The organism is Microvirga terrestris, from assembly GCF_015694425.1.
Taxonomy (GTDB): domain Bacteria; phylum Pseudomonadota; class Alphaproteobacteria; order Rhizobiales; family Beijerinckiaceae; genus Microvirga; species Microvirga terrestris.
The window spans coordinates 369,378-391,534 of sequence record NZ_JADQDN010000002.1 but is presented as its reverse complement, the minus strand read 5'-3'; the positions used below and the strand labels follow the sequence as shown (position 1 = coordinate 391,534).

The 22,157-nt window shown below is 62.3% G+C and carries 24 protein-coding genes; 16 read left to right on the top strand and 8 right to left on the bottom strand.

From position 1 onward, the window contains the following. The first annotated feature begins 259 nt into the window (after positions 1 to 259). The 6 genes from I2H36_RS05985 to I2H36_RS05960 all read left to right on the top strand — a co-directional run bounded on the left by I2H36_RS05985 (position 260) and on the right by I2H36_RS05960 (position 6,973). Positions 260 to 1,516: an Ig-like domain-containing protein gene (locus tag I2H36_RS05985; protein WP_196262951.1), complete on the top strand. Its 1,257-nt coding sequence runs from the start codon at positions 260 to 262 to the stop codon at positions 1,514 to 1,516. 276 nt (positions 1,517 to 1,792) lie between these two features. After that, the gene (minD, locus tag I2H36_RS05980; protein WP_196262950.1) at positions 1,793 to 2,602 is read left to right on the top strand and encodes a septum site-determining protein MinD; all 810 of its coding nucleotides are present in this window, start codon (positions 1,793 to 1,795) and stop codon (positions 2,600 to 2,602) included. Beyond that, a complete protein-coding gene (gene minE / locus I2H36_RS05975; RefSeq protein ID WP_196262949.1) occupies positions 2,599 to 2,877 on the top strand; it encodes a cell division topological specificity factor MinE in 279 nt (92 codons plus the stop codon). Before minD ends, minE begins: the two co-directional genes overlap by 4 nt. Positions 2,878 to 2,964: 87 nt before the next feature. Beyond that, on the top strand, positions 2,965 to 3,900 hold the full coding sequence (locus tag I2H36_RS05970; protein WP_196262948.1) for a DUF5996 family protein: 936 nt from the start codon (positions 2,965 to 2,967) through the stop codon (positions 3,898 to 3,900). Between the two features lie 230 nt (positions 3,901 to 4,130). Beyond that, the gene (locus tag I2H36_RS05965; protein WP_246718668.1) at positions 4,131 to 4,802 is read left to right on the top strand and encodes a ComEA family DNA-binding protein; all 672 of its coding nucleotides are present in this window, start codon (positions 4,131 to 4,133) and stop codon (positions 4,800 to 4,802) included. Between the two features lie 350 nt (positions 4,803 to 5,152). Then, a complete protein-coding gene (locus tag I2H36_RS05960; protein ID WP_196262947.1) occupies positions 5,153 to 6,973 on the top strand; it encodes a PAS domain-containing sensor histidine kinase in 1,821 nt (606 codons plus the stop codon). A 64-nt stretch (positions 6,974 to 7,037) separates the two neighbouring features. Here I2H36_RS05960 and I2H36_RS05955 read toward each other — a convergent pair whose 3' ends face one another. From I2H36_RS05955 to I2H36_RS05945, 3 genes are all read right to left on the bottom strand, one after another. Further along, the gene (locus I2H36_RS05955) at positions 7,038 to 8,210 is read right to left on the bottom strand and encodes an ABC transporter substrate-binding protein (protein WP_196262946.1); all 1,173 of its coding nucleotides are present in this window, start codon (positions 8,208 to 8,210) and stop codon (positions 7,038 to 7,040) included. 122 nt (positions 8,211 to 8,332) lie between these two features. Beyond that, on the bottom strand, positions 8,333 to 9,109 hold the full coding sequence (locus tag I2H36_RS05950) for an SDR family oxidoreductase (protein ID WP_196262945.1): 777 nt from the start codon (positions 9,107 to 9,109) through the stop codon (positions 8,333 to 8,335). 75 nt (positions 9,110 to 9,184) lie between these two features. Then, complete coding sequence (locus tag I2H36_RS05945) at positions 9,185 to 10,384, bottom strand: ABC transporter substrate-binding protein (protein ID WP_196262944.1); 1,200 nt, start codon at positions 10,382 to 10,384, stop codon at positions 9,185 to 9,187. Between the two features lie 142 nt (positions 10,385 to 10,526). Here I2H36_RS05945 and I2H36_RS05940 point away from each other — a divergent pair, with 142 nt between their 5' ends. After that, the gene (locus tag I2H36_RS05940; RefSeq protein ID WP_196262943.1) at positions 10,527 to 10,919 is read left to right on the top strand and encodes a GFA family protein; all 393 of its coding nucleotides are present in this window, start codon (positions 10,527 to 10,529) and stop codon (positions 10,917 to 10,919) included. 62 nt (positions 10,920 to 10,981) lie between these two features. Here I2H36_RS05940 and kce read toward each other — a convergent pair whose 3' ends face one another. Then, positions 10,982 to 11,914 carry a 3,5-dioxohexanoate:acetyl-CoA acetone transferase gene (gene kce / locus I2H36_RS05935; RefSeq protein ID WP_196262942.1) on the bottom strand — a complete coding sequence of 311 codons (933 nt, stop codon included), beginning with the start codon at positions 11,912 to 11,914 and terminating at the stop codon, positions 10,982 to 10,984. Between the two features lie 196 nt (positions 11,915 to 12,110). On the opposite strand from kce, the gene pepT reads away from it, so the two are divergent. The 3 genes from pepT to I2H36_RS05920 all read left to right on the top strand — a co-directional run bounded on the left by pepT (position 12,111) and on the right by I2H36_RS05920 (position 15,942). Next, the gene (pepT, locus tag I2H36_RS05930; RefSeq protein ID WP_196262941.1) at positions 12,111 to 13,346 is read left to right on the top strand and encodes a peptidase T; all 1,236 of its coding nucleotides are present in this window, start codon (positions 12,111 to 12,113) and stop codon (positions 13,344 to 13,346) included. Between the two features lie 95 nt (positions 13,347 to 13,441). Further along, the gene (locus I2H36_RS05925) at positions 13,442 to 13,678 is read left to right on the top strand and encodes a hypothetical protein (protein ID WP_196262940.1); all 237 of its coding nucleotides are present in this window, start codon (positions 13,442 to 13,444) and stop codon (positions 13,676 to 13,678) included. Between the two features lie 368 nt (positions 13,679 to 14,046). Then, complete coding sequence (locus I2H36_RS05920) at positions 14,047 to 15,942, top strand: potassium transporter Kup (RefSeq protein ID WP_425523282.1); 1,896 nt, start codon at positions 14,047 to 14,049, stop codon at positions 15,940 to 15,942. A 45-nt stretch (positions 15,943 to 15,987) separates the two neighbouring features. On the opposite strand, the gene I2H36_RS05915 is transcribed toward I2H36_RS05920, so the two are convergent. Then, the gene (locus tag I2H36_RS05915; RefSeq protein WP_196262938.1) at positions 15,988 to 16,134 is read right to left on the bottom strand and encodes a hypothetical protein; all 147 of its coding nucleotides are present in this window, start codon (positions 16,132 to 16,134) and stop codon (positions 15,988 to 15,990) included. Positions 16,135 to 16,699: 565 nt separating this feature from the next. On the opposite strand from I2H36_RS05915, the gene I2H36_RS05910 reads away from it, so the two are divergent. The 6 genes from I2H36_RS05910 (at position 16,700) to I2H36_RS05885 (ending at position 19,185) form a co-directional block, all read left to right on the top strand. After that, positions 16,700 to 16,909, top strand: a complete 210-nt coding sequence (locus I2H36_RS05910) for a cold-shock protein (RefSeq protein ID WP_196262937.1) — start codon at positions 16,700 to 16,702, stop codon at positions 16,907 to 16,909. 107 nt (positions 16,910 to 17,016) lie between these two features. Further along, complete coding sequence (locus tag I2H36_RS05905; protein ID WP_196262936.1) at positions 17,017 to 17,217, top strand: hypothetical protein; 201 nt, start codon at positions 17,017 to 17,019, stop codon at positions 17,215 to 17,217. 44 nt (positions 17,218 to 17,261) lie between these two features. Next, positions 17,262 to 17,630, top strand: a complete 369-nt coding sequence (locus tag I2H36_RS05900) for a DUF6481 family protein (RefSeq protein WP_343234406.1) — start codon at positions 17,262 to 17,264, stop codon at positions 17,628 to 17,630. 16 nt (positions 17,631 to 17,646) lie between these two features. After that, complete coding sequence (locus tag I2H36_RS05895) at positions 17,647 to 17,841, top strand: hypothetical protein (RefSeq protein ID WP_196262934.1); 195 nt, start codon at positions 17,647 to 17,649, stop codon at positions 17,839 to 17,841. A gap of 88 nt (positions 17,842 to 17,929) precedes the next feature. After that, positions 17,930 to 18,229, top strand: coding sequence for a 30S ribosomal protein S21 (gene rpsU / locus I2H36_RS05890; protein WP_196262933.1), 300 nt, complete (start codon positions 17,930 to 17,932; stop codon positions 18,227 to 18,229). Positions 18,230 to 18,465: 236 nt separating this feature from the next. After that, a complete protein-coding gene (locus tag I2H36_RS05885; protein WP_196263164.1) occupies positions 18,466 to 19,185 on the top strand; it encodes a lysophospholipid acyltransferase family protein in 720 nt (239 codons plus the stop codon). A 14-nt stretch (positions 19,186 to 19,199) separates the two neighbouring features. Here the strand turns inward: I2H36_RS05885 and I2H36_RS05880 are convergent, their stop codons facing one another. From I2H36_RS05880 to I2H36_RS05870, 3 genes are all read right to left on the bottom strand, one after another. Continuing rightward, positions 19,200 to 21,473 carry an EAL domain-containing protein gene (locus tag I2H36_RS05880; protein WP_196262932.1) on the bottom strand — a complete coding sequence of 758 codons (2,274 nt, stop codon included), beginning with the start codon at positions 21,471 to 21,473 and terminating at the stop codon, positions 19,200 to 19,202. Positions 21,474 to 21,660: 187 nt separating this feature from the next. Next, entirely contained in the window at positions 21,661 to 21,909 is a 249-nt protein-coding gene (locus tag I2H36_RS05875) for a DUF6894 family protein (protein ID WP_196262931.1), read from the bottom strand. A 100-nt stretch (positions 21,910 to 22,009) separates the two neighbouring features. Then, positions 22,010 to 22,156 carry a hypothetical protein gene (locus I2H36_RS05870; protein WP_196262930.1) on the bottom strand — a complete coding sequence of 49 codons (147 nt, stop codon included), beginning with the start codon at positions 22,154 to 22,156 and terminating at the stop codon, positions 22,010 to 22,012. Position 22,157 lies beyond the last annotated feature (1 nt).

The window sequence follows — 22,157 nt, the reverse complement described above, 5'->3', positions numbered from 1 at the left end:
GACTGATCAAACGGTTGTCGGATCCAGCTCTGGATCCTTGATGGAGTTCCAGAGGAATGACTGGACGGCCATCAAGCGCGGCAAGCTGAATTGCAACACCCCTACAAAATGCGCCCGGACCAATAAGAAAATATGCTCCTATACATTGACAGGGCCAGCACGCCTCACGGACTTTTCCTGGCAGATTCCCGGCGAACCAAGGTTGCAGGGTTTGTTTCGAGAGGCAGGAGACGGCCTTAAGCGCTGGCAGGTGACACAGATGACGACACAGACATTCGAGATGGCTGAGGCCTGGGCTACGAGCTTCGCGCCTCCGGCTCCACCGGTGATTTTCACGCATCCCGGGAGCAATATCACGAACAACCCCAAGCCTGTCATCGTAGGCTCAGCAGAGCCAGGCACCACGATTACGGTCTATGCCAACGACGCAGCAATCGGCACGACGACGACAGATGCCAGTGGCCACTGGAGCATAACGTCAACAATTGATCTTGGTGAAGGGGCACATACGTTCCGCGCTCAAGCGAAAGACCCTGACGGCAATGTCAGTGCCAATTCGAACACGACGACGATCACCATCGATACCGTCGTTCCGACGATTTCTATTACGTCCGGATCCTGGACCTGGGACGCGACGCCTCTCATCACAGGAACAGCCGAGAATGGTGCAACCGTTACGTTGACGGTTAACGGCGCGACTTACAAGACCGTTGCCGCAGCCGGTTCGTGGAGCATCGATCTCGGCATTGCGACGCCCACCTCCGGCGCTCCAGCGCTCAACCTCCATGGTCGCAACAGCATCTCGGTCATTGCCGAGGATGGAGCCGGCAACAGATCGGCGCTGGTGAGCCAAAGTCTCGACATCGAGATCAATCGCCTTCTGATTGGCGATTCCCGTCGTAACCTGCTGGCAGGAGATCTCGGGGACGACACCATCCTGGGCGCAGGGGCCAATGACGCGCTCTACGGCGGTGACGGCAAGGACATCATCGACGGGGGCTCCGGGAACGACGTGACCTATGGGGGCACGGGCGATGACCGTGCCACCGGCGGAGGCGGCCGCGACAAGCTCTATGGTGAAGTCGGTGCCGACCGACTCTATGGCAAAGCCGGGCGTGACATGCTCAGCGGCGGATTGGGTAACGACACATTGTCCGGCGGAACGGGTCAGGATGTCTTCGTGTTCGACAAAGAACTCGGCACGTGGAGAACCGACCGACTGGTAAACTTCGATAAAATCACCGATTTCAGCGTCAAAGACGACACCATCCGGCTCGACAATGCCGTGTTCAAGAAGCTCGGCGCCGGTACCGCATCCAAGCCCAAGGCCTTGAAAGAGGGGTTCTTCACCATCGGAAGCCATGCCAAGGACAAGAACGACTACCTGATCTATAACACGAGCAAGGGCGTTCTATCCTATGATGCGGACGGATCCGGGGCAAAGTTCAAGGCTGTGGAGTTCGCCCTGCTTAAAAAAGGTCTGGCTCTCACGGCAAAGGATTTTTTCGTGATCTGAGGGCATCTCCCTGGGAAGGGTCCAGTATCGGAGCGCCGGCTGAGAAACCCTTCGTCCAACTGCGACAAAACCTTGGTTTTCCGCCAAAAATCTATCCTTTTGCCCGAAATCTTAACCGTCCGGTAACCATAACGGGCGCCGAATGGATTCATTCCGTTGCGTAGAAATCGCGACAGCTCGATCCGCCTCCGCTCTCCGAACATGTTCTGCGGTTTTCTGGAGAACCTGCTGGTGATGCCGTCGCAACAACAGGTCTGAAGGGTAGGAGAACCAAGGATGGCGAAAGTTCTTGTGGTGACATCGGGCAAGGGAGGGGTCGGCAAGACGACTTCCACAGCGGCCCTGGGCGCGGCGCTGGCCCAGTCGGGACAGAAGGTGGCGATGATCGATTTCGATGTCGGTCTGCGCAATCTCGATCTGATCATGGGCGCCGAGCGGCGGGTGGTGTATGATCTGATCAACGTCATCAAGGGCGATGCGACGATCGACAAGGCGCTGATCCGCGACAAGCGCGTGGAAACCCTGCATCTGCTGCCGGCCTCCCAGACCCGCGACAAGGACAACCTCACCGACGAGGGCGTTGCCCGCGTCATCGAAGACCTGCGTGAAAAATTCGACTGGATCATCTGCGACAGCCCGGCCGGCATCGAGCGCGGCGCAACGCTCGCCATGCGCCATGCGGATGTCGCCGTCGTCGTGACCAATCCGGAAGTTTCCTCCATCCGCGATTCCGACCGCATCATCGGCATGCTCGATTCCAAGACGCTGAAAGCGGAGAACGGCGAGCAGGTGGAGAAGCATCTCCTTCTCACCCGCTATGACGCGGCCCGCGCACAGCGCGGCGAGATCCTGAAAGTCGAGGACGTGCTCGACATTCTATCGATCCCGCTTCTCGCCATCATTCCTGAAAGCACCGAAGTGCTGCGCTCCTCCAACCTTGGCGCACCGGTAACGCTCGGCAGCCCGAACTCCGCGCCGGCGCGCGCTTATCTCGAAGCCGTGCGCAAGCTGCAGGGCGAAACCATCGTCGAGGTGCAGAAGCAGCGTGGTCTGCTCAGCAAGTTGTTCGCCAGGAGGGCCGCATGAACCTGTTCAACTTCTTCAAGAAGAACACCACCTCTGCTCCGGTGGCCCGCGAGCGTCTTCAGGTCCTGCTGGCGCATGAGCGCACCATCGTCGGAGGCGGCGAGTCCGATCTCGTGGCGATCCTGCGCGAGGAGATCATGGCGGTGATCGCCAAGCACTTGGCAGTGCCGCAGGACAAGGTGCAGATCAAGATGGATCGTGGTGCCTCCGTGTCGACCCTGGAGGTCGACATCGAGATCCCGGCGACCCTCACAGGTTTGCGCCCGGCTGCCTGAATGCTCTGATCGCAGGCTGCCCTGTCCAGCCTGCGATCTTCCGGTTATAGTCCTCATCCACGATCCCGCTCGGCCCGGAGGTGTTTTATGGATGACGGCAGCTGGCCTGAACTCTCCTATCCTGCCTGGCGTGACACGGCCGCGACCCTGCAGCTCTGGACGCAGATCGTTGGCAAGATCCGGCTCGCGCTTACACCCTGGCTCAATCACGGTTGGCACGTGCCGCTCTACGTCTCCGCACGGGGCCTGAGCACCTCGCCCATGCCTGTCGGCCGCGAGATCCTGGAGATCGAGTTCGACTTCATCGCTCATCGCCTCCTCGTGCGCACCAGCCGCGGTGACGAGCGCATGCTGCCGCTGCGGCCGCAGAGCGTCGCGGCGTTCTACGCAGATCTTGCCAACCTTCTGAACGATATCGGCATCAGGGTCTCGATCAACGAGATGCCGAATGAGGTGCAAAATCCCGTCCGCTTCTCGGAAGATCACGAACATGCGTCCTATGATGCCGATGCCGCTCATCGCTTCTGGCGCGTGCTGGTGCAGGCCGACAAGGTGTTCAAGCTGTTCCGCAGCGGTTTCCTGGGCAAGGTCTCGCCGGTGCACTTCTTCTGGGGCAGCTTCGATCTTGCGGTCACGCGCTTTTCCGGCCGCGAGGCGCCGCATCACCCCGGTGGGGTGCCCGGCCTGCCGGACGCGGTTACCCGTGAGGCCTATTCCCACGAGGTTTCAAGTGCGGGATTCTGGCCCGGCAGCGATGCTTATCCTCAGGCCGCTTTCTATTCTTACGCATACCCCGAGCCGCCGGGTTTTCGCGATGCGGCACTACCGGCGGGCGCGGAGTTCGATCCTGCTCTTGGTGAGTTCATCCTGCGCTACGATGTTCTGCGGCAAGCGCCCAATCCCGATGCGATGCTGCTCGATTTCCTGACTTCCACCTACGCAGCGGCAGCGGATTCAGGACGTTGGGACCGGGCTATCCTCGAATGTGCCTTAGGCGCACCCGCACGTGTGCGCAATGTCTGAGGACATCGCTTCGAAAGGTGATGACGTTGCCCGAAAGGGTGACGTCCTGCAGAAAATCCTGCACCTATCCTGTAATTGCCGTTGATCCGATCAGATTCGGCGAGATTGCCACGTCTGCGCCACAACCCGCCTCTAGCCCTAGCATTGCATGCGGCGAGACGAACCCCGATTGCCGCATGCACGCTCATCAAGAGTGGAGCATCCACCACGAGTAAAGGTGTGAGGACCCCATGCAGATTGGCAATTTGTCACGAACCCGTCATCCCCACGAACAGCACGACAACGCAGCCTTTCAAGCGTTGCGCATTCTCCTTGTGGCTGGCCTGATGGCTGGCGGATCGCTGGCCTTGTGGCTCTCCGCCGGTACCAGTGCCCCCGCGGGCGGCATGATTACCGCCGCGCCGCCGCAGATCCTGGCAGGCGAGAAGCAGCTGGTGGAAGTGCCGCATCGGGACGAACGCGTGCAGGTGGCCGATGCGGATCCTGCCACCTCCATGGCGACCTCAAGCTCACGAGTGGAGGCTTCCTACTTGCCCGCGTCCGGCCCGCAGGACATTGTCTCTGCTCCCATGGCAACCGATCTGTTGCCGCTCGCCGGCGAACAGGCTTCCGCTGCTCTGGAGTCAACGGTGTCAGCCCCTCCCGCCGATATCGACATGACGGGTGCCGTGGCCAAACATGCGAGCCTCGCGGTGCCCGCTTCCCCTCTGGGCCCGGTCGCTGATCTGGTCGATCTCAATCGGGCCTCTGTCGAGCAACTGAATTCCTTGAAGGGCGCAGGCGCCCTCGGTCGCGCCATCATCAAGCACCGGCCTTACAGATCCGTTGACGATCTTGTGAAGAGGAAGATTGTGCGTCGCACGGTCTTTGAGAAGATCAAAGGTCAGGTCACCGTGCGGTAGGGCCAAAAGCCCTGCGATCCCGCGCCCGCTAAGGGCATGAATCTCCGGCACGGCTCTGCGCCTGCCGGGCGCGCAACGGCGCCTGCGTCAAGGCCATGCCGCTGGCCCCATTGCCGCCGGCGATGAGGACGCTACAAAACATCAAAGCGTCGCCATTCCAAGCCAGACAGTGCCCATGCCTTTTCGACCCGTTCTGGATGTGTGTGTCATTCCAGGGCTTCCAACCCCAATCTACGTAGGAGCGGGGCTTTCAGCTCATTGCGGACTCAGCCAAGCTGAGCTGCAGGAGGTTTCCCTGGCGGGTGGACGCATCCTCCGGACCGAGGCTGTTCGGACGAAAGGTCGGGGTGATGGACATTAGAACCCCGCATCACCCCGATTTCCTCCGGGATGGCGGCGAGACGGGCGCGCTGATCCGCCATTACGACTGGGCCAGCACGCCTATCGGGGCAATTTCGGACTGGCCACAGAGCCTGAGGACGACCGTCGGCCTGATGCTTCGTTCCCCGATCCCGATGGTTCTGCTGTGGGGCGGGCATGGGGTGATGATCTACAACGATCCCTACTCGGTCTTCGCCGCAGGGCGCCACCCGCGGCTTCTCGGGTCGAACGTGCTGGAGGGCTGGCCGGAGGTCGCCGATTTCAACGCCCATGTCATGAAGGTCGGCATGGCGGGCGGTACCCTGTCGTTCCGGGATCAGGAGTTGACCCTCTACCGCAAGGGCGTGCCCGAGCAGGTGTGGATGAACCTCGACTACAGCCCTGTGATCGATGAAAGCGGTCAGCCCGGGGGCGTGCTGGCCATCGTGGTGGAGACCACCGATCGGATCACCATGGAGGCCGCCCTGCGCGACAGCGAAACCCGCCTGCGCGGGGTGCTCGACGGCATGGGAGAAAGCCTAGCGCTCATGGATCGGGATTTCCGCATCATCGACATGAATGCGGAAGCGCTGCGCCTCGAAGGTCGGCCTCGACAGGAGGTAATCGGCAAGACTCATTGGGAGGCCCACCCGGATGCCGATCCGGCTCTTGGCGAGATGTTCAGGCAGGCCATGGCGACCGGGACGCCTGTCCAAATGAAACACCGCTATGCCTGGCCTCACGGGCGGGTGAGCTGGATCGCCATGCACGCCTACCCGGTTGGCGAGGGCTTGGCGGTATTTTACGGCGACGTCACCGAGCAGGTAGAGGCCGAGGAGCGTCTGCGGGAGAGCGAGGAGCGCCTGCGGCTCATGGCCGATGCAGTGCCGCAGATCGTCTGGGTCACCGACGCCGAAGGAAAGACCGAGTTCTTCAACCGTCAATGGTTCGAATACACCGGCGCGACCGAGAAGCCTGACAGTGCGACCCAAGTCGCTTCGGACTTCGTTCATTCCGATGATCAGGCCGCCACGATGCACGCTTTCGAGGATGCTCGTCGAAACCAGAGCATCTTCGAGGTCGAGCATCGAATCCGCTCGAAGGCCGGGGAGTATCGCTGGTTTCTCGTGCGCGCAGAGCCCTATTGCGATCCACGGACCGGTGAGATTGTGCGCTGGTTCGGCGTTTCCATCGACATCCATGACCGCCGGATCGCCGAGGAGCATCAGCAGCTTCTCATCAACGAGCTGAACCATCGGGTGAAGAACACCCTGGCCACCGTGCAGTCCGTGGCATCGCAGACGCTGCGCAATGCGAACTCGACCGCGCAGGCCAAGGAGGCGCTGGAAGCCCGCCTGTTCGCCCTGTCCCGCGCCCATGACGTTCTCACCCGCGAGAACTGGGAAAGCGCGGACCTGTATGACATCGTCGAACAGGCCGTGGCGCCCTATTCGAGCCGTGGCGAGGATCGCCTGCATCTTGAAGGCGCAAGGGTCCGCGTGCCCCCGCGCATGGCCCTGGCGCTCGCCATGGCGCTGCAGGAACTGGCCACCAATGCGGTCAAGTACGGAGCTTTGTCCAACGAGGCGGGGGTGATCAGGATTGCCTGGGGCGTGCAACAAGGCGAGAGCGGGCCACGCTTGCATCTCAAGTGGGAGGAAAGCGGAGGCCCCACTGTGCGGTCGCCGTTGCGGCGGGGCTTCGGATCGCGGCTGATCGAGCGAAGCCTGTCACAGGACCTTGATGGCACGGCCCAGATCGTATTCCCGGCCACCGGCGTCGTGTGCATCGTGGATGCGCCGCTCACCTGAAGCTGCGATCTTATGAGGACCTATGCGAGAAGCGCCGCAACAGATGCGGCGCTTCCTGTTGTGATCAGTTAGCCTTGGCGGCTTTGACCGGATCCTTGACGTTCGGGATCGTGGCGAACTCCACATTGTAGAGCTCCCCGTCCTTGCGCTCCACTTTCCGCACATAGATGTTCTGCACGATGTCGCGGGTCTGCGGGTCGATCGAGACAGGCCCGCGCGGGCTGGTCCAGCTCATGCCCTTCATGGCATCGATCAGCGCCTGACCGCCTTGGCCGTTGGTCTTCTTCAGGCCTTCGTAGATCAGGTGCATGCCATCATAGCCGCCTACCGCCATGAAGTTCGGGCGCATGTTCGGGTTCGCCTTCTTGAAGGCTTCCACGAACGCCTTGTTCTCAGGGCTGTCATGCGCGACTGAGTAGTGGTGAGTGGTGATGGCCCCTAAGGCTGCATCGCCCATGCCGTTGAGCACTTCGTCGTCCGTCACGTCGCCAGGTCCAATGAGCTTGATACCGCTCTTGTCGAAGCCGCGCTCCACGAACTGCTTCATGAACTGCGCGCCCTGGCCTGCGGGCACGAAGACGAAGAGCGCGTCGGGCTTAGCGTCGGCCACCTTCTGCAGGAAGGGCGAGAAGTCTGGGTTCGCCAGCGGCACCCGCAGGTTCTCCACCTGGCCCCCGGCCTTGGTGAACACACCCGAGAAGGCTTTCTCGGAATCGATGCCCGGACCGTAATCCGAGACGAGCGTCACAACTTTCTTGATGCCGTTCTTGGCGGCCCAATCCGCCATCGGCTCGGTCGCCTGAGGCAGGGTGAAGCTGGTGCGCGTGATGAACGGCGAGGCCTCCGTGATCGTCGCCGTGCCCGCCGCCATGACGACTTGGGGAACTTTGGCCTGCGTGGCAAGCGGCGCTGTGGCAAGCGCCAGCGGGGTGAGGCCGAAGCCCGCGAGCACGTTGACCTTCTCGTTGACGATGAGATCCTGGGCCGTCCGCTTCGTCGCGTCCGCCACGCCGCCATCGTCCTTGACGAGCAACTCGAGGGTCTTGCCCGAGACCGTATTGCCCTTCTGCTGCATGTAGAGCCTGGCGCCCATTTCGACTTGGCGCCCGATGGCCGTGAAGGGACCGGTCAGCGGCAGGATCAGGCCGACCTTGATCGTCTCCTGCGCCTGCGCGCCCGATATGGCGGTCACGAGCGCGGCGGCGCCTGCGGCCAGGATAAGCGTTCTGCGGTGCATCGTTGGTCCTCCCTGGTTCTTCTTGCTGTCTTATGGCACAGGATGAACAAGGATACACGGGCGGCCAATGGATAAAGCAAGCAGGAGATTGGACGAATCGAACATCTCCGGTCCTGTCCCTGTCACGCGAGGGACTGGGTATCCCCGTCGATGGCAATAGCCTGACCCGAGATCGTTCGCCCGCGCGGCGAGCACAGGAACACGATCTGATCGGCAATCTGCTGCGGGGTGACGGCGGTTCCCAAGGAAACGTGCCGGAGGAACTCGCTCTCCATTTCCTCGTAGCTGACCCCGCGAGCTTCAGCCTTGCTGCCGATCACGCGGCGGATCCGCTCGCCTTCCACCACACCCGGAAGGATCGCGTTGACGCGGATCCCGAGCGGTCCCAGCTCCATGGCAAGCGTCTTCGTAAAGCCCACCGCTGCCCATTTCGCAGCGGAGTAGGGGGAGCGAAGCGGAAAGCCGAAACGCCCTGCCGCAGACGAGAGATTGACGATGGAGGCATTGCTGCTCTCGCGCAGATGCGGGACCGCCAAGCGGGCGCAATTGAACTGCCCTGTGATGTTGATCGCAAGCGTTCGGTCCCAATCCTCGGGATCGACCTCGTCCACCCGCGCGGTCGGGCCGGCGATGCCTGCATTGTTGACGAGAACATCGAGGCCGCCCAGAACGTGGAGAGCCTCGTCGAAAAGGCGGCTCACATCCTGGCGGTTCGCAACGTCCGCACGCGAGCGGGTGACATCGGGATCGTTCGCTGCCAGGGAGGCAAGCGCTGCGTCGTCAACATCGCAGACATGCACCTTCGCGCCCTCGCGGACGAAGCTTCTGGCAATCTCCAGGCCAATGCCGCCGGCGCCCGCCGTCACGAGAACGCGCAAACCTTGAATGTCCAAATCCATGGCAGGTTCTTTCCGTCTCTTCACCATAAAAGAGACAAGGCCAGGACGAACCCGGCCCTGTCGTTGTCGTGGCGATCAGCCCTTCACGAGCGGGCAACCGCCTTCGTTGAGAGGCCGGAAGGCCTGATCGGCCGGGATTGTGGCGAGCTGCTTATAGAGATCCCAAGGTCCCTTGGACTCGGCCGGCTTCTTGACCTCGAACAGATACATGTCGTGGATCTTGCGGCCATCCTGACGGATCATGCCCTTGCCGAAGAGCGGATCGTCCGTGGGCATCTCCTTCATCTTGGCCATCACCTGCGCGGTATCCTTGCCCTTCAGAGCCTCGACGGCCTTGAGGTAATGAAGCGCGCCGGCATAAACGCCTGCATGGACCATGGTGGGCATCTTGCCGCCGTTCTTCTCAGCGAAGCGCTTCGACCAGGCGCGGGTCTGGTCGTTCTGGTCCCAGTAGAAGGCTTCGGTCATGACGAGGCCTTGTGCCACCTGAAGGCCGAGCGAATGCACGTCGGTAATGAACACGAGGAGCCCTGCGAGGCTCTGCCCGCCCTGGACGATGCCGAACTCCGCCGCTTGCTTCATCGCATTTGTGAAGTCGCCGCCCGCATTGGCAAGGCCGATCACCTTGGCGCCAGAGGATTGTGCCTGGAGCAGGAAGGATGCGAAGTCCTGACCCGGGAAGGGATGCCGAACCGTGCCGACGACCTTGCCGCCTGCCTTGGCCACCAGGGCCGAGGTGTCACGCTCGAGGGCGTGGCCGAAGGCATAGTCCGCCGTGACGAAGAACCAGGTGTTGCCGCCGCGCTTCACCATGGCGCCGCCGGTGCCGTTCGCGAGCGCCCAGGTGTCGTAGGTCCAGTGAACGGTGTTTGGCGAGCATTGCGATCCAGTCAGGTCCGAAGTGCCGCCGCCTGAATTGATCAGGATCTTGTTCTTCTCACGGGCAATGCCGTTCACGGCGAGCGCCACCGAGGAGGTCGGAACGTCGAGGATCACGTCGACGCCTTCCTGATCGTACCATTGCCGCGCGATGCCGGCGCCGATGTCGGGTTTGTTCTGGTGGTCGGCCGCCACGATGTCGACCTTGATGCCCTTCTCGGAGGCCTTGAAGTCTTCGGCGGCCATGCGGGCCGCAATCACTGAGCCTTCGCCGGTCAGGTCAGAATAGACGCCGGATCGGTCATTCAAGACCCCGAGCTTGACCGAAATCTGCGCATGAGCGGCTCCTGTCATGGCCAAGGCGGCCAGAGCGCTGAGAACATAACGCGTCTTCATTGTTGTTTCCTCCCTATTAGGGCATCCATCTTAGGCATGCCTGCAAGGGATTGGAAAGCCGGGCGGAAGCCCTGGGCAATTGCCATGACAGCGCTGACAGTTGTGATAAATTCCACCCGCTCGTTTTCGGAGGATGCGCAGCATGGACTGTTTCACCGGCGGCTGCCTGTGTGGCAATGTGCGACTGGTGGCGTCAGGGCGTCCCTACCGGGTGGGCCTCTGTCACTGCCTCGACTGCCGCAAGCATCATGGGGCGCTCTTTCACGCATCTGCAATCTTCCCCCAGGATGCGTTGACGATCGAGGGCGAAACACGCGACTATGCGGGGCGGTTCTTCTGTCCCCGCTGCGGCTCATCCGTTTTCTCACGTAGCGCTGACGAGATCGAAGTGAATCTGGGCTCCCTCGATGTTCCTTATCAACTGACGCCCACCTACGAACTCTGGACCGTTCGCCGCGAATCCTGGCTGCCGCCGTTTCCCCTCACGAGACGCTACGAGCGCGATCGCGAATCCGCGAGTCGTTCCGAGGAATAGGCCGCGCGGACAGCAGACCGCTCAAAAGCGCTATCCCGTCGGCGCAGTTCTCTCACATCGTTTCAGAAGGCTGTGTGCTCCGGCCCTTTCGTCTGCAGCATGCGGCGCGCATCATCCGGGGTTGCGATGGTAAGCGAAAGCTCCTCCAGGATGCGGCGGATCTTCCGAACCTGATCGGCATTCGACGGCGCGAGCTCGCCCTTGCCCAGATAGAGGTTGTCCTCCAGGCCCACGCGCACATGCCCGCCGAGAATGGCCCCCATGGTCACGAACGGCAGCTGATGGCGGCCGGCGGCCAGGATGGAGAGATAGTAGTCGTTCCCGAACAGCCGGTCGGCCGTCGCCTTCATGTGCATGAGGTTCTCGGGCTCCGGCCCGATGCCGCCGAGGATCCCGAAGATCGCCTGCACGAAGAAGGGCGGCTGTACGAGCCCGCGGTCGGCGAAGTGGGCCAGGTTGTAGAGGTGCCCGACATCGTAGCACTCGAATTCGAAACGGGTGCCGAGCGCACCGAGTTCGGTCATGCCCCGCTCGATCTGCGCAAAGGTGTTAGAGAGGATGAAGTCCTTGGTCATGTCCAGATAGGGCTTCTCCCAATCGTTCTTGAACGATGCGATGCGCCCGCCGGCGCCGGAAATGTTGAAGTTGAACGATCCCATGTTCATGGAGGCGATTTCGGGCTGCGCCCATTTCGCCGCCGCGAGGCGCTCGTCGAGGCTCATGCCGAGCCCGCCGCCGGTGGTGATGTTCACGATGGCGTTGCTGCCGTCCTTGATGGCCGGCAGGAATTGCTTGAACACCTCGGGGCTCTGCGTCGGACGGCCGGTCTGCGGGTCCCGTGCATGCAGGTGAAGGATTGCGGCACCGGCTTCTGCGGCCGCGATGGCGCTTTCTGCGATCTGCTGCGGGGTCACCGGCAGGTAGGGCGACATGCTGGGCGTGTGAATGGACCCTGTAATCGCGCAGCTGATGATGACTTTGTCCGCTCGCTTCATCGAAACCTCCAGGGCCGTGAGACCCCCTCGTCTATCGGGAACGATCTCCAGGTTAGGCGAAACGGCGGGCCCAGGTCCATAGAGCGCCGGATTCGGGGTGAGGCAATCATCGGGTTGGATTTTCCGGCACCCCATTCACGCGGCCATCATTCCCGGCTAAGAGTCCATCGTCTCTTCGCGAATTGGATTCCAATCTATGGCCGCCAGCGTTACCGACCGTTTCCTCCGTTACGTCGTCATCGATACCCAGTCCGACGCCTCCTCCAAGACCCAGCCCTCCACCGAGAAGCAAAAGGATCTCGGCCGCCTGCTGGTCGATGAGCTCCTGTCCATCGGCGTCTCGGATGCCCATCTCGATGAGCATGGCTACGTCTACGGGACCATCCCGTCGAACACGCCGAAGAACAGTGTGCCGGTGATCTGCCTCTGCGCGCATATGGACACGGCGCCGGATTTCTCCGGCACGAACGTCAAGCCGCAGATCATCCGCCACTACCAGGGCGGTGACATCCGGCTGCCGGGCGATTCGACCCGGGTCATCCGCGTCGCCGACCATCCGGTCCTGAAGGACATGATCGGCCATGACATCGTCACGTCGGACGGCACCACGCTGCTCGGCGCCGACGACAAGGCAGGCGTCGCCGAGATCGTGGCGGCGGCCGAGTTCCTAATCAACAACCCGGACATCAAGCACGGTACGATCCGCATCCTCTTCACCACGGACGAGGAGATCGGGCGCGGCGTCGACAAGGTCGACTTCAAGAAGCTCGGGGCCGATTTCGGCTACACCATGGACGGCGGAGCCGCCGGCAGCATCGAGGACGAGACCTTCTCGGCCGATGCGGTGGAAATTGCCATCAAGGGCGTGGCGATCCACCCCGGCCTCGCCTACGGCCGCATGGAAAACGCCATCAGGATCGCGGGCGACATCATCGCGCGCCTGCCGAGGGACATGGCGCCTGAGACTACGAAGGGCCGCGACGGCTTCATCCATCCGACCGGCGTTTCGGGCGTGATGGAAAAGGCGCATTTGAGCTTCATCGTCCGCGACTTCACGGAAGAAGGCCTCAAGTCCAAGGAAGCTCTCCTGGAAAACATCACCCGCGAGGTGCTGAAGACCTATCCGGGCTCCAGCCACACCTTCACGGTCAAGGAGCAGTATCGCAACATGAAGGAGGTGCTCGATCGGCACCCGGAGATCATCGAGCATGCCGTGGAGGCGGTCAGGCGTGCCGGCCTGGAGCCTCGGCGCGACAGCATCCGCGGCGGCACGGACGGCTCGCGCCTGTCCTTCATGGGCCTGCCCTGCGCCAACATCTTCGCCGGCGGCCACGCCTTCCATTCCCCGCTGGAATTCGTCTCGAGCCAGGACATGGAGAAGGCGGTGACCACCATCGTCGAACTCGCGAAAGTCTGGGAGGAGCGCGCCTGACGCGCCTCCTACGGGCCGCGCGAATGGAACGCCTCGGCTTGACGGGAATTGCCTTGGGAGGCGGCCACTGGGCCGCCCCTGGAGGAGGTCGCCCAATGCCTAACCGCGTGCAGGATGGTCAACAGCCCGAGGCTCTGCGTTCCCTGAAATCGGCCGCCAAGGCGGGCAGCCGGAAGCCTGACGATCAAGGTCTCGAAGCCCGCGGCGACACCGCGCCGGTTTCAGCCTCTCCGGAGCAGGAGCAGGACGCCGCCGCAAAGGTGCTCCGTGAGGGGGTCAAGAAGAACCCTCGCGGCATGGAGGAAGCTGCCAAAAAGGCTCCGCGGCGCTGATCGCCGGGGCTCCAGGCCAAGACAAAATAGGCTTGAGAGCAGAACGGGAGGTCTTGACACTATGATCCGCCTGCTTTGTCCCATTCGGAAACGATTGGGCTCTCTTCTTCTGCCCTGACAGGGCGTATATGCACCCATAGGATCGGGCTGCGTCGGCAGTCTTCTTGCCTTGGAGCCGATTCCGCCCGGTTCGGACCTCGGTTCGATAGACCTGCAGCCGCGCCCTCTATGGTTGCGGTCACCCACAAGCCATACTTGCACACCGGAGATCCTTCATCTGTCAAAGCTGAACCGTTCGCCGCGCAGCTACGTTGAACCGAGAAGGATCCCCTAGTGAAGAATTGGGAGTGTTCATGTCTGCAACTGGGATCAGCGAGCGGGTTGGCGTTAGTCCTGCGGAGCATGGGCATGCGACCCCAACCTCCTTCTGGGCGCTGACCCTCGGCTCCATTGGAGTCGTGTATGGCGATATCGGCACCAGCCCGCTTTACGCCCTCAAGGAGAGCCTCGCGGCTGCGACCGCGCATGCCGGCCACGCCGCGCTGACGCGCGAGATGGTGGTCGGAGTGGTCTCACTGATCCTGTGGGCGCTGATCATCATTGTGACCCTCAAGTATGTGGTTCTGGTTCTGCGCGCCGACAATAACGGCGAAGGCGGCACCCTCTCGCTCGTCACGCTCGCCCAACGCGCCCTCGGGCACAGCACTGGGTTCACCATCATCCTCGGTATGGTGGGGGCCTCGCTTTTCTATGGCGATGCCATCATCACACCGGCGATCTCTGTGCTATCGGCGCTTGAGGGCCTCAAGCTTGTGACACCTGCCTTCGATCCTTACGTGGTGCCGATAAGCCTCATGATCCTGATCGGCCTGTTTGCCGTCCAGCGGTTCGGCACGGCCAGCGTGGCAACCTTCTTCGGGCCGATCACCGCTTTTTGGTTTGCTGTCATGGGCGTCGGAGGCCTGATGCACATCCTGGACGATCCTGGGATCGTCGGCGCGATCAACCCACTCCATGGTCTCAGCTTTCTGGTCAACCACGGCACTGCCGGCCTGTTCGCGCTTGGCGCAGTGTTCTTGTCGGTCACTGGGGCCGAAGCGCTCTACGCCGATCTCGGCCACTTCGGTCGGACACCGATCCGCACCGCCTGGCTTGGGTATGTCCTGCCGGCCCTGGCCCTCAACTACCTCGGTCAGGGCGCCATGCTGCTGGCCCATCCCGAAATGCTGGAGAACCCCTTCTTCCTGCTCTACCCCTCCTGGGCGCTGCTGCCGATGGTGATCTTGGCTACCATCGCCACGATCATCGCCAGTCAGGCGGTGATCACTGGCGCGTTCTCAATCTCGCAGCAGGCGATGCAGCTCGGCGTATTGCCGCGCTTTCGGGTGCTGCGCACCTCGGAGACTGAAAAGGGCCAGATCTACATTCCGATGATCAACTGGCTACTGCTTATCGCCGTCATCGTGCTTGTGGTGTTCTTCAGGACATCGAGCAATCTGGCGGCGGCCTACGGCATCGCCGTGACGGGTGACATGGTCATCACCTCGTGCCTGCTGTTCGTCGTGGCTTGGAAGTTCTGGCGTTGGTCCCCGATTGTCACTGCCCTGGTCATTGCGCCGTTCTTCGCCATCGAGTTGATCTTTCTCGGAGCGAACGCGCTCAAGATCCCGCAGGGCGGCTGGTTCCCCTTGATGACCGGCGCGGGGCTGTTCACTCTCATGTGGGTGTGGCGCAAGGGCTCGCGCCTGCTGGCTGAGATCTCGCATCAAGGCCGCCCGCCGCTGCCTGAATTCATCCGCACTGCGGAGAGCGGCTCGGCCCCGCGGGTGCCTGGGACGGCCATATTTCTGACGGGCAATGCCCAGGACGTGCCCGCTGCCCTGCTGCACAACATGAAGCACAACAAGGTGCTGCACGAACAGAACGTCATCCTGACGGTGGTGACCGAGGAGGTGCCGCGCCTCCCGAATGAGGGGCGTGTCTCCGTCGAGAAGCTCTCGGATTGCTTCTCGCGGGTGACAGTACGCTTCGGGTTCATGGAAAGCCCAGTCGTGCCGAAGGCTCTGCAGGAGGCTGGTTTCGACCTCACCGACGTCTCGTTCTTCCTGTCGCGGAGGGCGCTGCAAGCCTCGGCTCAGGCCGGGTTGCCCCTGTGGCAGGACTACATCTTCATCCCAATGGCACGCTCCGCCAGCGACGCCTCGGACCACTACTGCATCCCAGAGGACCGGGCCGTTGAGGTCGGGGCGCGGATCACAATCTGAGTGCCACCCCACAGGCCGGCTGACACCAAAGCGCCAGCGATACGATCAGCCGATCATTTCGAGGACGATCTGACGGATCTCCTCGCGGGACAGGCCGGTTGATTGCGGCTTTGGTGCAGCCTTGGCCTGCAGGGGAGCCTTGGCGTGATGATGGGTTTTCTTGGAATTCTGAGTTTGAATAGCAGTCGACATAATGAACCTGTGGCCGCGCCGGGCACAGCCCGGTCGGCATTGTGATGAGTGAAGCCGTCGGCGCAGCGCACCAAAAACGGCGAAATCCGCCCGAAAGGGCCGGAGGTAACAAACGATGGGAACGGTAAGCGGGCTCGGCGGCTCGATCACGAGCTAGGGAGAGCAGGCCGAACATCTCGGTTGGATAGGATGCATATGGGGCATCAGCCGGCTTATGGCAAGATAAAACTTTGCAAAACTGCATGCAGCAGCCCGGCTCAGGAAAGTAAAACCAGCCGCAAAGCCCCGTCTATTTCGTTATTTTTCAGAAGAAATAGGGCCTCTTCGAGGAACAATGCTCAGGTGAACGCCGGCATTTTCTCAAAATGGTGGCTTGTATTTGGGGGCTGGACACCCTACATCAGGATCATCGACCTTTGGCCGGACAATTGGGCCGTTTCGCCTTGGCATGCCAGGCGCACGTTCAGACGCTCTCCCAAACTTCGACGAACCCGAGCTTAAGGGCGTGCTTCCGCACGTCTCTGAGCTCACGTGCACTAATGCATAAACTCCAAGGAATACCGCCATGATGACAGGCACCGTTAAGTTCTACAACGATCAAAAAGGCTTCGGCTTCATTCAGCCCGACAACGGCGAGAAGGACGTGTTCGTCCACGCTACCGCTCTCGAGCGTGCCGGCATCCGCGGCCTCCGCGAAGGCCAGAAGGTCACCTTCGACACCGCTGAAGATCGTCGCTCCGGCAAGGTTGCCGTGAACAACATCCAGGCAGCCTAAAGTTGATGGGCGCGCCACACAGCGCCTGATGCTACGAAGCCGCTCCCACGGGGGCGGCTTCTTGTTTGTGCAAGTCCATCTTTGATGGCGATACCGGCGAGGACGCTATGAACACGTTTCGAAAAGCCTCTCCTGCGAAATCCGTGATGTTCGTCGTGGATTATGCCGACGCCCGCAGGGCGTATCTCTGGGTCGACAATCCCGGAAAGGCGAGCGATCCCCGCGCAGTCGGGATCATCGCCCGCGCTCAGCAAGAGCAGGGCACTCTTCCCGGCGGTGACATCGCCAGCATCCGGCGCGTCCGGTAATCGGCCTTAAGTTCGACGAGGCAGCAATAGGAACAATGAGCGGAATGAAGCATCAGGATCTCGGCGAACGGCTCAATGCAGCCAAGAGCGCGAAGCAGGCCATGGCGGAAAAGTTTCGGCAGCGTCCGGGACTCGACGACCCGGCGGTTGCGGAGCGGCGGGCTGCCAGGGCCTCGGTGAGCGCCGCGCGCGATGCCAGGACCGCTGAGCGCGAGGCCAAGCGCCTTGCCGATGATGCCCGCATGGCGGCCGAGCGCGAAGCCCGCGCGGCCGAACAGGCTGAGCAGGACAAGCTGCAGGCGGAGCAGGACGTGCGGATGGCAGCCGAGAAGGCTGCCGATGACGCAAGGCTCGAAATCGAGCGCAAGGCAGCGCGCGATGCTCGCTATGCGGCCCGCAAGGCCCGCAAGTAAGAGAGGAACCCAAGCGATGACTCACAAGTTCAAAGTCCGGCAGATGGTTCGGCTGGCGCAGCCCGGTTTCTCCGACACCCGGACGAATTCCGGCAACGTCTATGAGGTCGTACGGCTCATGCCGGCCGACCAGACCGGCGAAGTGTCATACCGTATCAAGTCGGGCATGACCGAAAAGGCCGTCCGCGAGGGCGAAATCCGGAGCGCTTAAGGCCTAACGCCCCAAGCGCTTTGCCGATCCGATCCGCCAGGCAAAAGCCGAGGCACAGCAACAAACCATTTTAGAGAGAGGACATCCATTGCAGGTTCTGGTACGCGACAACAACGTCGATCAAGCCCTCAGGGTTCTCAAGAAGAAGATGCAGCGCGAAGGCATCTTCCGCGAAATGAAGGCGCGGAAGGCCTACGAGAAGCCGTCGGAGAAAAAGACCCGCGAGAAGGCCGAGGCCGTCCGGCGCAACCGCAAGGCTGCCCGCAAGCAAGCTATCCGCGAAGGGCTGATCGCCGCTCCCAAGCCGAAGCCCCGTCCCGGCGCCGCCGGCGCCCGCCGGCCGATGGCCGCTCCGAGCGCTGCGCCTCGCACCGAGGCTGCAGAGTAAAGCCCGGCTAGAGCATTTTCCGGCGAAGTGGCTCCGGTTCGCCGTCCGAAAATGCGGCAAACCCAAAAAGAGAGATGATTCCACGCAAGTGGAAACAGCTCTAAAGGGCTCTCCATCGGTCTTTCAGGCGGCGCATGGGATCATGCGCCGCTTCGTTTTTTTGTTGATCGTGAGCCGGCATCGCGGCAGAGCGTGGTGCGCATCGAACGCCGATTCATTTAAAGCATTTCATGATTATGCAGTTGCTCCGCTCCAAACTCTTCGACGTCTACCTGGCTGTCTGGACCGGCCTTTTCGCGCCGGTTCTGGCCGCGCTGTGGCTGTGCGGCTCTCCCGAGCGCGGCGTGCGCCTGGCCTCGCGGCTGTGGGCGCGGGGCATCCTGGCCGGCCTGAAGCGGATCGTCGGTCTGACCTATGCCGAGCGCGGGCTTCACAACATCCCCAACGAGCCCTGCCTGATCATCGCCAATCACCAATCGACCTGGGAAACCCTGGCGTTCCTGGCGCTGTTTCCGGATGTGGCCATCGTCGCGAAGCAGGAGCTGCTGACCATCCCGGTCTTCTCGTGGTTCCTGCGCAAGTCGCCGATGATCCTGATCGACCGGGAGAGCGGCTCGAAGGCCGTTCGCAAGATGGTGGACGAGAGCCGGGCTGCCTTGGCCCAAGGCCGCTCCGTGCTGATCTTTCCGGAGGGCACCCGCAAGTCCGTCTCGGAGCCCATCGCATTCAAGCGCGGCGTCGAGCTTCTTTATGCGAAGCTCGACCGGGTGGTTCTTCCCGTGGCCTTGAACTCGGGGCACTTCTGGGGGGTGGACCGGTCCGTCAAGCGGGGAGGGACCATTTCGGTCTCCTATCTCGACCCCATCGAGCCAGGCCTGCCCGGCAATGAATTCACCCGCAGGGCCGAGCAGTTGCTCGAGGCGGAGCGGCAGCATTCCTGGCCGCAGGCGGCCTGAAGCCGAGCGCAGGTTCAGGCGACGGCCCTGACCGTCGGCTGAGGGTTCTGGATGTCGGCCATGAAAGCCGCGAGGGCTTCGCGGGGCATGGGCTTTGCGATCAGATAGCCTTGAGCCTGCGAGGCGCCGGCCACGCGCAGGGCGTTGAGCTGCTCCTGCGTTTCAACGCCCTCGGCTGTCGTGCTCATCTTCAGGTCGTTGGCAAGCCCGATCGTGGCCGTGATGATCGCACGGCTGCCCGCCGAGTCGATCATGCCGCGCACGAAGGACTGATCGATCTTGATCTTGTCGAACGGGAAGCTTCTCAGATAGCTCATCGACGCATAGCCGGTGCCGAAATCGTCGAGCGAGATTCCCACACCCAGCGTCTTGAGCCGCCTGAGAGCGGCGGTCGCTTCCTCAGTGAGCTTGACGGATTCCGTGATCTCCAGCACGAGGCGGTGGGCCGGCAGGCCGGAGAGGTTCAGGGCTTTCGTGACGCTGGCGAAAACGTCCCGGCGCTTGAACTGAACCGGCGAAAGATTGACCGCGACCTTCGTCATGGAATCCCAGGTCATGGCCGTGGCGCAGGCCTCCTCAAGGATCCAGTCGCCGATGGGTGCGATGAGCCCTGACTCTTCGGCGGTCGGGATGAACTGCAGGGGTGGGATCATTCCCTTCGTGGCGTGCTTCCAGCGCACCAGCGCCTCGCAGCCCCACATCCGGTTCGTCGCCAGATCGAGGATCGGCTGGTAGAACAGCTCGAATTCCCGGTTGTCGAGGGCGCTCTTGAGAGCCCCCTCGATGGCGCGGCGTTCCGCGCGGGAATCCTGGATGGTCGGGTCGTAGAACCTGTAGCTGCTGTTGGGATCGGACTTGGCCGCGAAGAGCGCGACGTCGGCCGCTCGCATGATTTCGGTAGAGGTCTTGCCGTCCGTGGAGGCGATCGCGATGCCGGCGGACAGCCCCACGTCGATCTCCGTGTTGCCGGCTGTGCAGGGCGTCTTCATGGCGGCTTGGATGGCCGTAACGAAATCCATCACCTGCTGCCGGTCCCTGACCGGCCGTTGAATGATGGCGAACTCGTCGCCGCCGATGCGGGCGATGAAGTCGCTCTTCCGGAGCCGCTCGCGCAGGCGCCGCGCCACCATTTGAATGATCTCGTCGCCCGCGCCATGGCCGTGATTGTCGTTGATGTCCTTGAAGCGGTTGAGGTCGAGAAGATGCAGGGCGAAATCCGTGCCGGAGCGCTGCGAGGCAAGGTATGTGCGCTTCAGCTCCTCGATGAAGAACGGCCTGTTGGGAAGCCTCGTCAGCACGTCGTGACGCGACAGGTAGCTCTCGCTCGCGGCCCTGAGGATTCCGGTCTTCACATGCCTCAAGCCCATGAGGCTCGCCGTATCGACCGCAACGCCCATGACATAGGCCACAAACCCGATCATGCGCGCCTCGAGGCGCTGCCCGGCCATCAGCTCCGCCACGGTGCGGCTGACGGCGATGCCGGCCGAATGGTTGGCCAGCGGATGCAGCGCGAACAGCCGCTCCTGCCGGTCGATCCAGCTCACGTCGCGAATGAGGGTCGGGCTGTTCTTGGCGATCATCCGCTGCAGCGGCGTGTCGGGCTTCCAGATCTTGCGGCCCAACGCCCGCTCGGAATGCGGACTGTGCGCCAGCACGACACCGTCCCGCCGGTAGAGCGTGACAGCCGACGAGGGCTTGCGGAGATGCTCCTTGTAGAGCGCCTCGAAATGACTGAGGTCGATGGTGCAGACGACGATGCCGAGGAGGTTTGCCTCGGTGTCGTTGATCCGGCGCGCGAGCGACAGAACCTTCTTGCCCGTGGTGCGGATCCGCATCGGCTCGCTCAGGTACGAAATGAGCGACGGATCCGTCGTGAGGGTCTGATAGTAGGATGCGCCCGTGAGGTAGATGGGGTCGGACATCGGACGCGGGTTCGAGGTGCCGACGAGCTTGCCCCGGGCGTTGACGAGGTCGATGCGCACGATCTGGGGCAGGGTGCAGGAAGCACCGACCAGAACGAGCTTCGTGGCCTGGGACGCCGCGAAGCCGTCGAACTCACCCACCCGGAGGCTCGCCTGCGGGATGCGGTCGACGAGGTCGCGAAGAACGCCATCGATGGATTGCAGGATACCGTCCGTGCGCTCCTGGAGGGTCAGCGCGAGGTTCGCCAGATCGCCTTCCGCGCGCGCGAGATCGTCGGTGTAGCCCCGCACCAGAAGGAGCACGGCGCCGACGATGACGGCAGCCGCGAGCACGACGCTGAGGGTTATGATCAGTGAGGCGGGCACAATGGTTTCGATGAGGCCTGGGAGCGACGATCCCAGCCACCATCCGCCCGCAGGTGTGGTTATTCCGTTAACTTCTATCGAGTCTGAGCTTCCTTTAGGTAAAAAAGCAAAGCTTAGCCCTGTTCGCAGGGCTCGATTGGCGCCGAGGCCGCGTTGATGGGCTGTCTTTCGGGATCTGGCTCAAGCCTCAATGGGATTGCTGCGTGACCGAGATGGCTTCCATGAAGGGGAACTCCAGGACGATCTCGTCCATGTCGTCCTTCACCTCGATATGCGCCGTGGCCCAGTTGACCGGCCGCTCGAACTCGGTGCTCATCAGGTTCCGGGCCATGGCCTGGGCCACCTCCCAGGCCTGATCCGCATTGCGCAGATCCTGCCCCTCGGGATCGGCGAGCGCGTCGCCACCGATATGCACGTTGAAGAAGTAGCGCGGCATGAATGTCCCTGAAGCTTGAGTGGTAAGAGGCCAATCGGGTTGGATGCGATCAGTTCCGGACAGCATCCGAAATTGCCGGCCAGCGCGCGGGTCATCGAATTCATCGCGGGCTGTTGTTGGCAACGGTCAGCCGTGACGACCACAAGGGCCGGAGAAGCGGTTCGGCCACGACCCCGCCGATCACGGCGAAGGCCATCAGGATCAGGCCGAGACGGCCATAGAGCGCAATGCGATCCCTGCGGGTCATG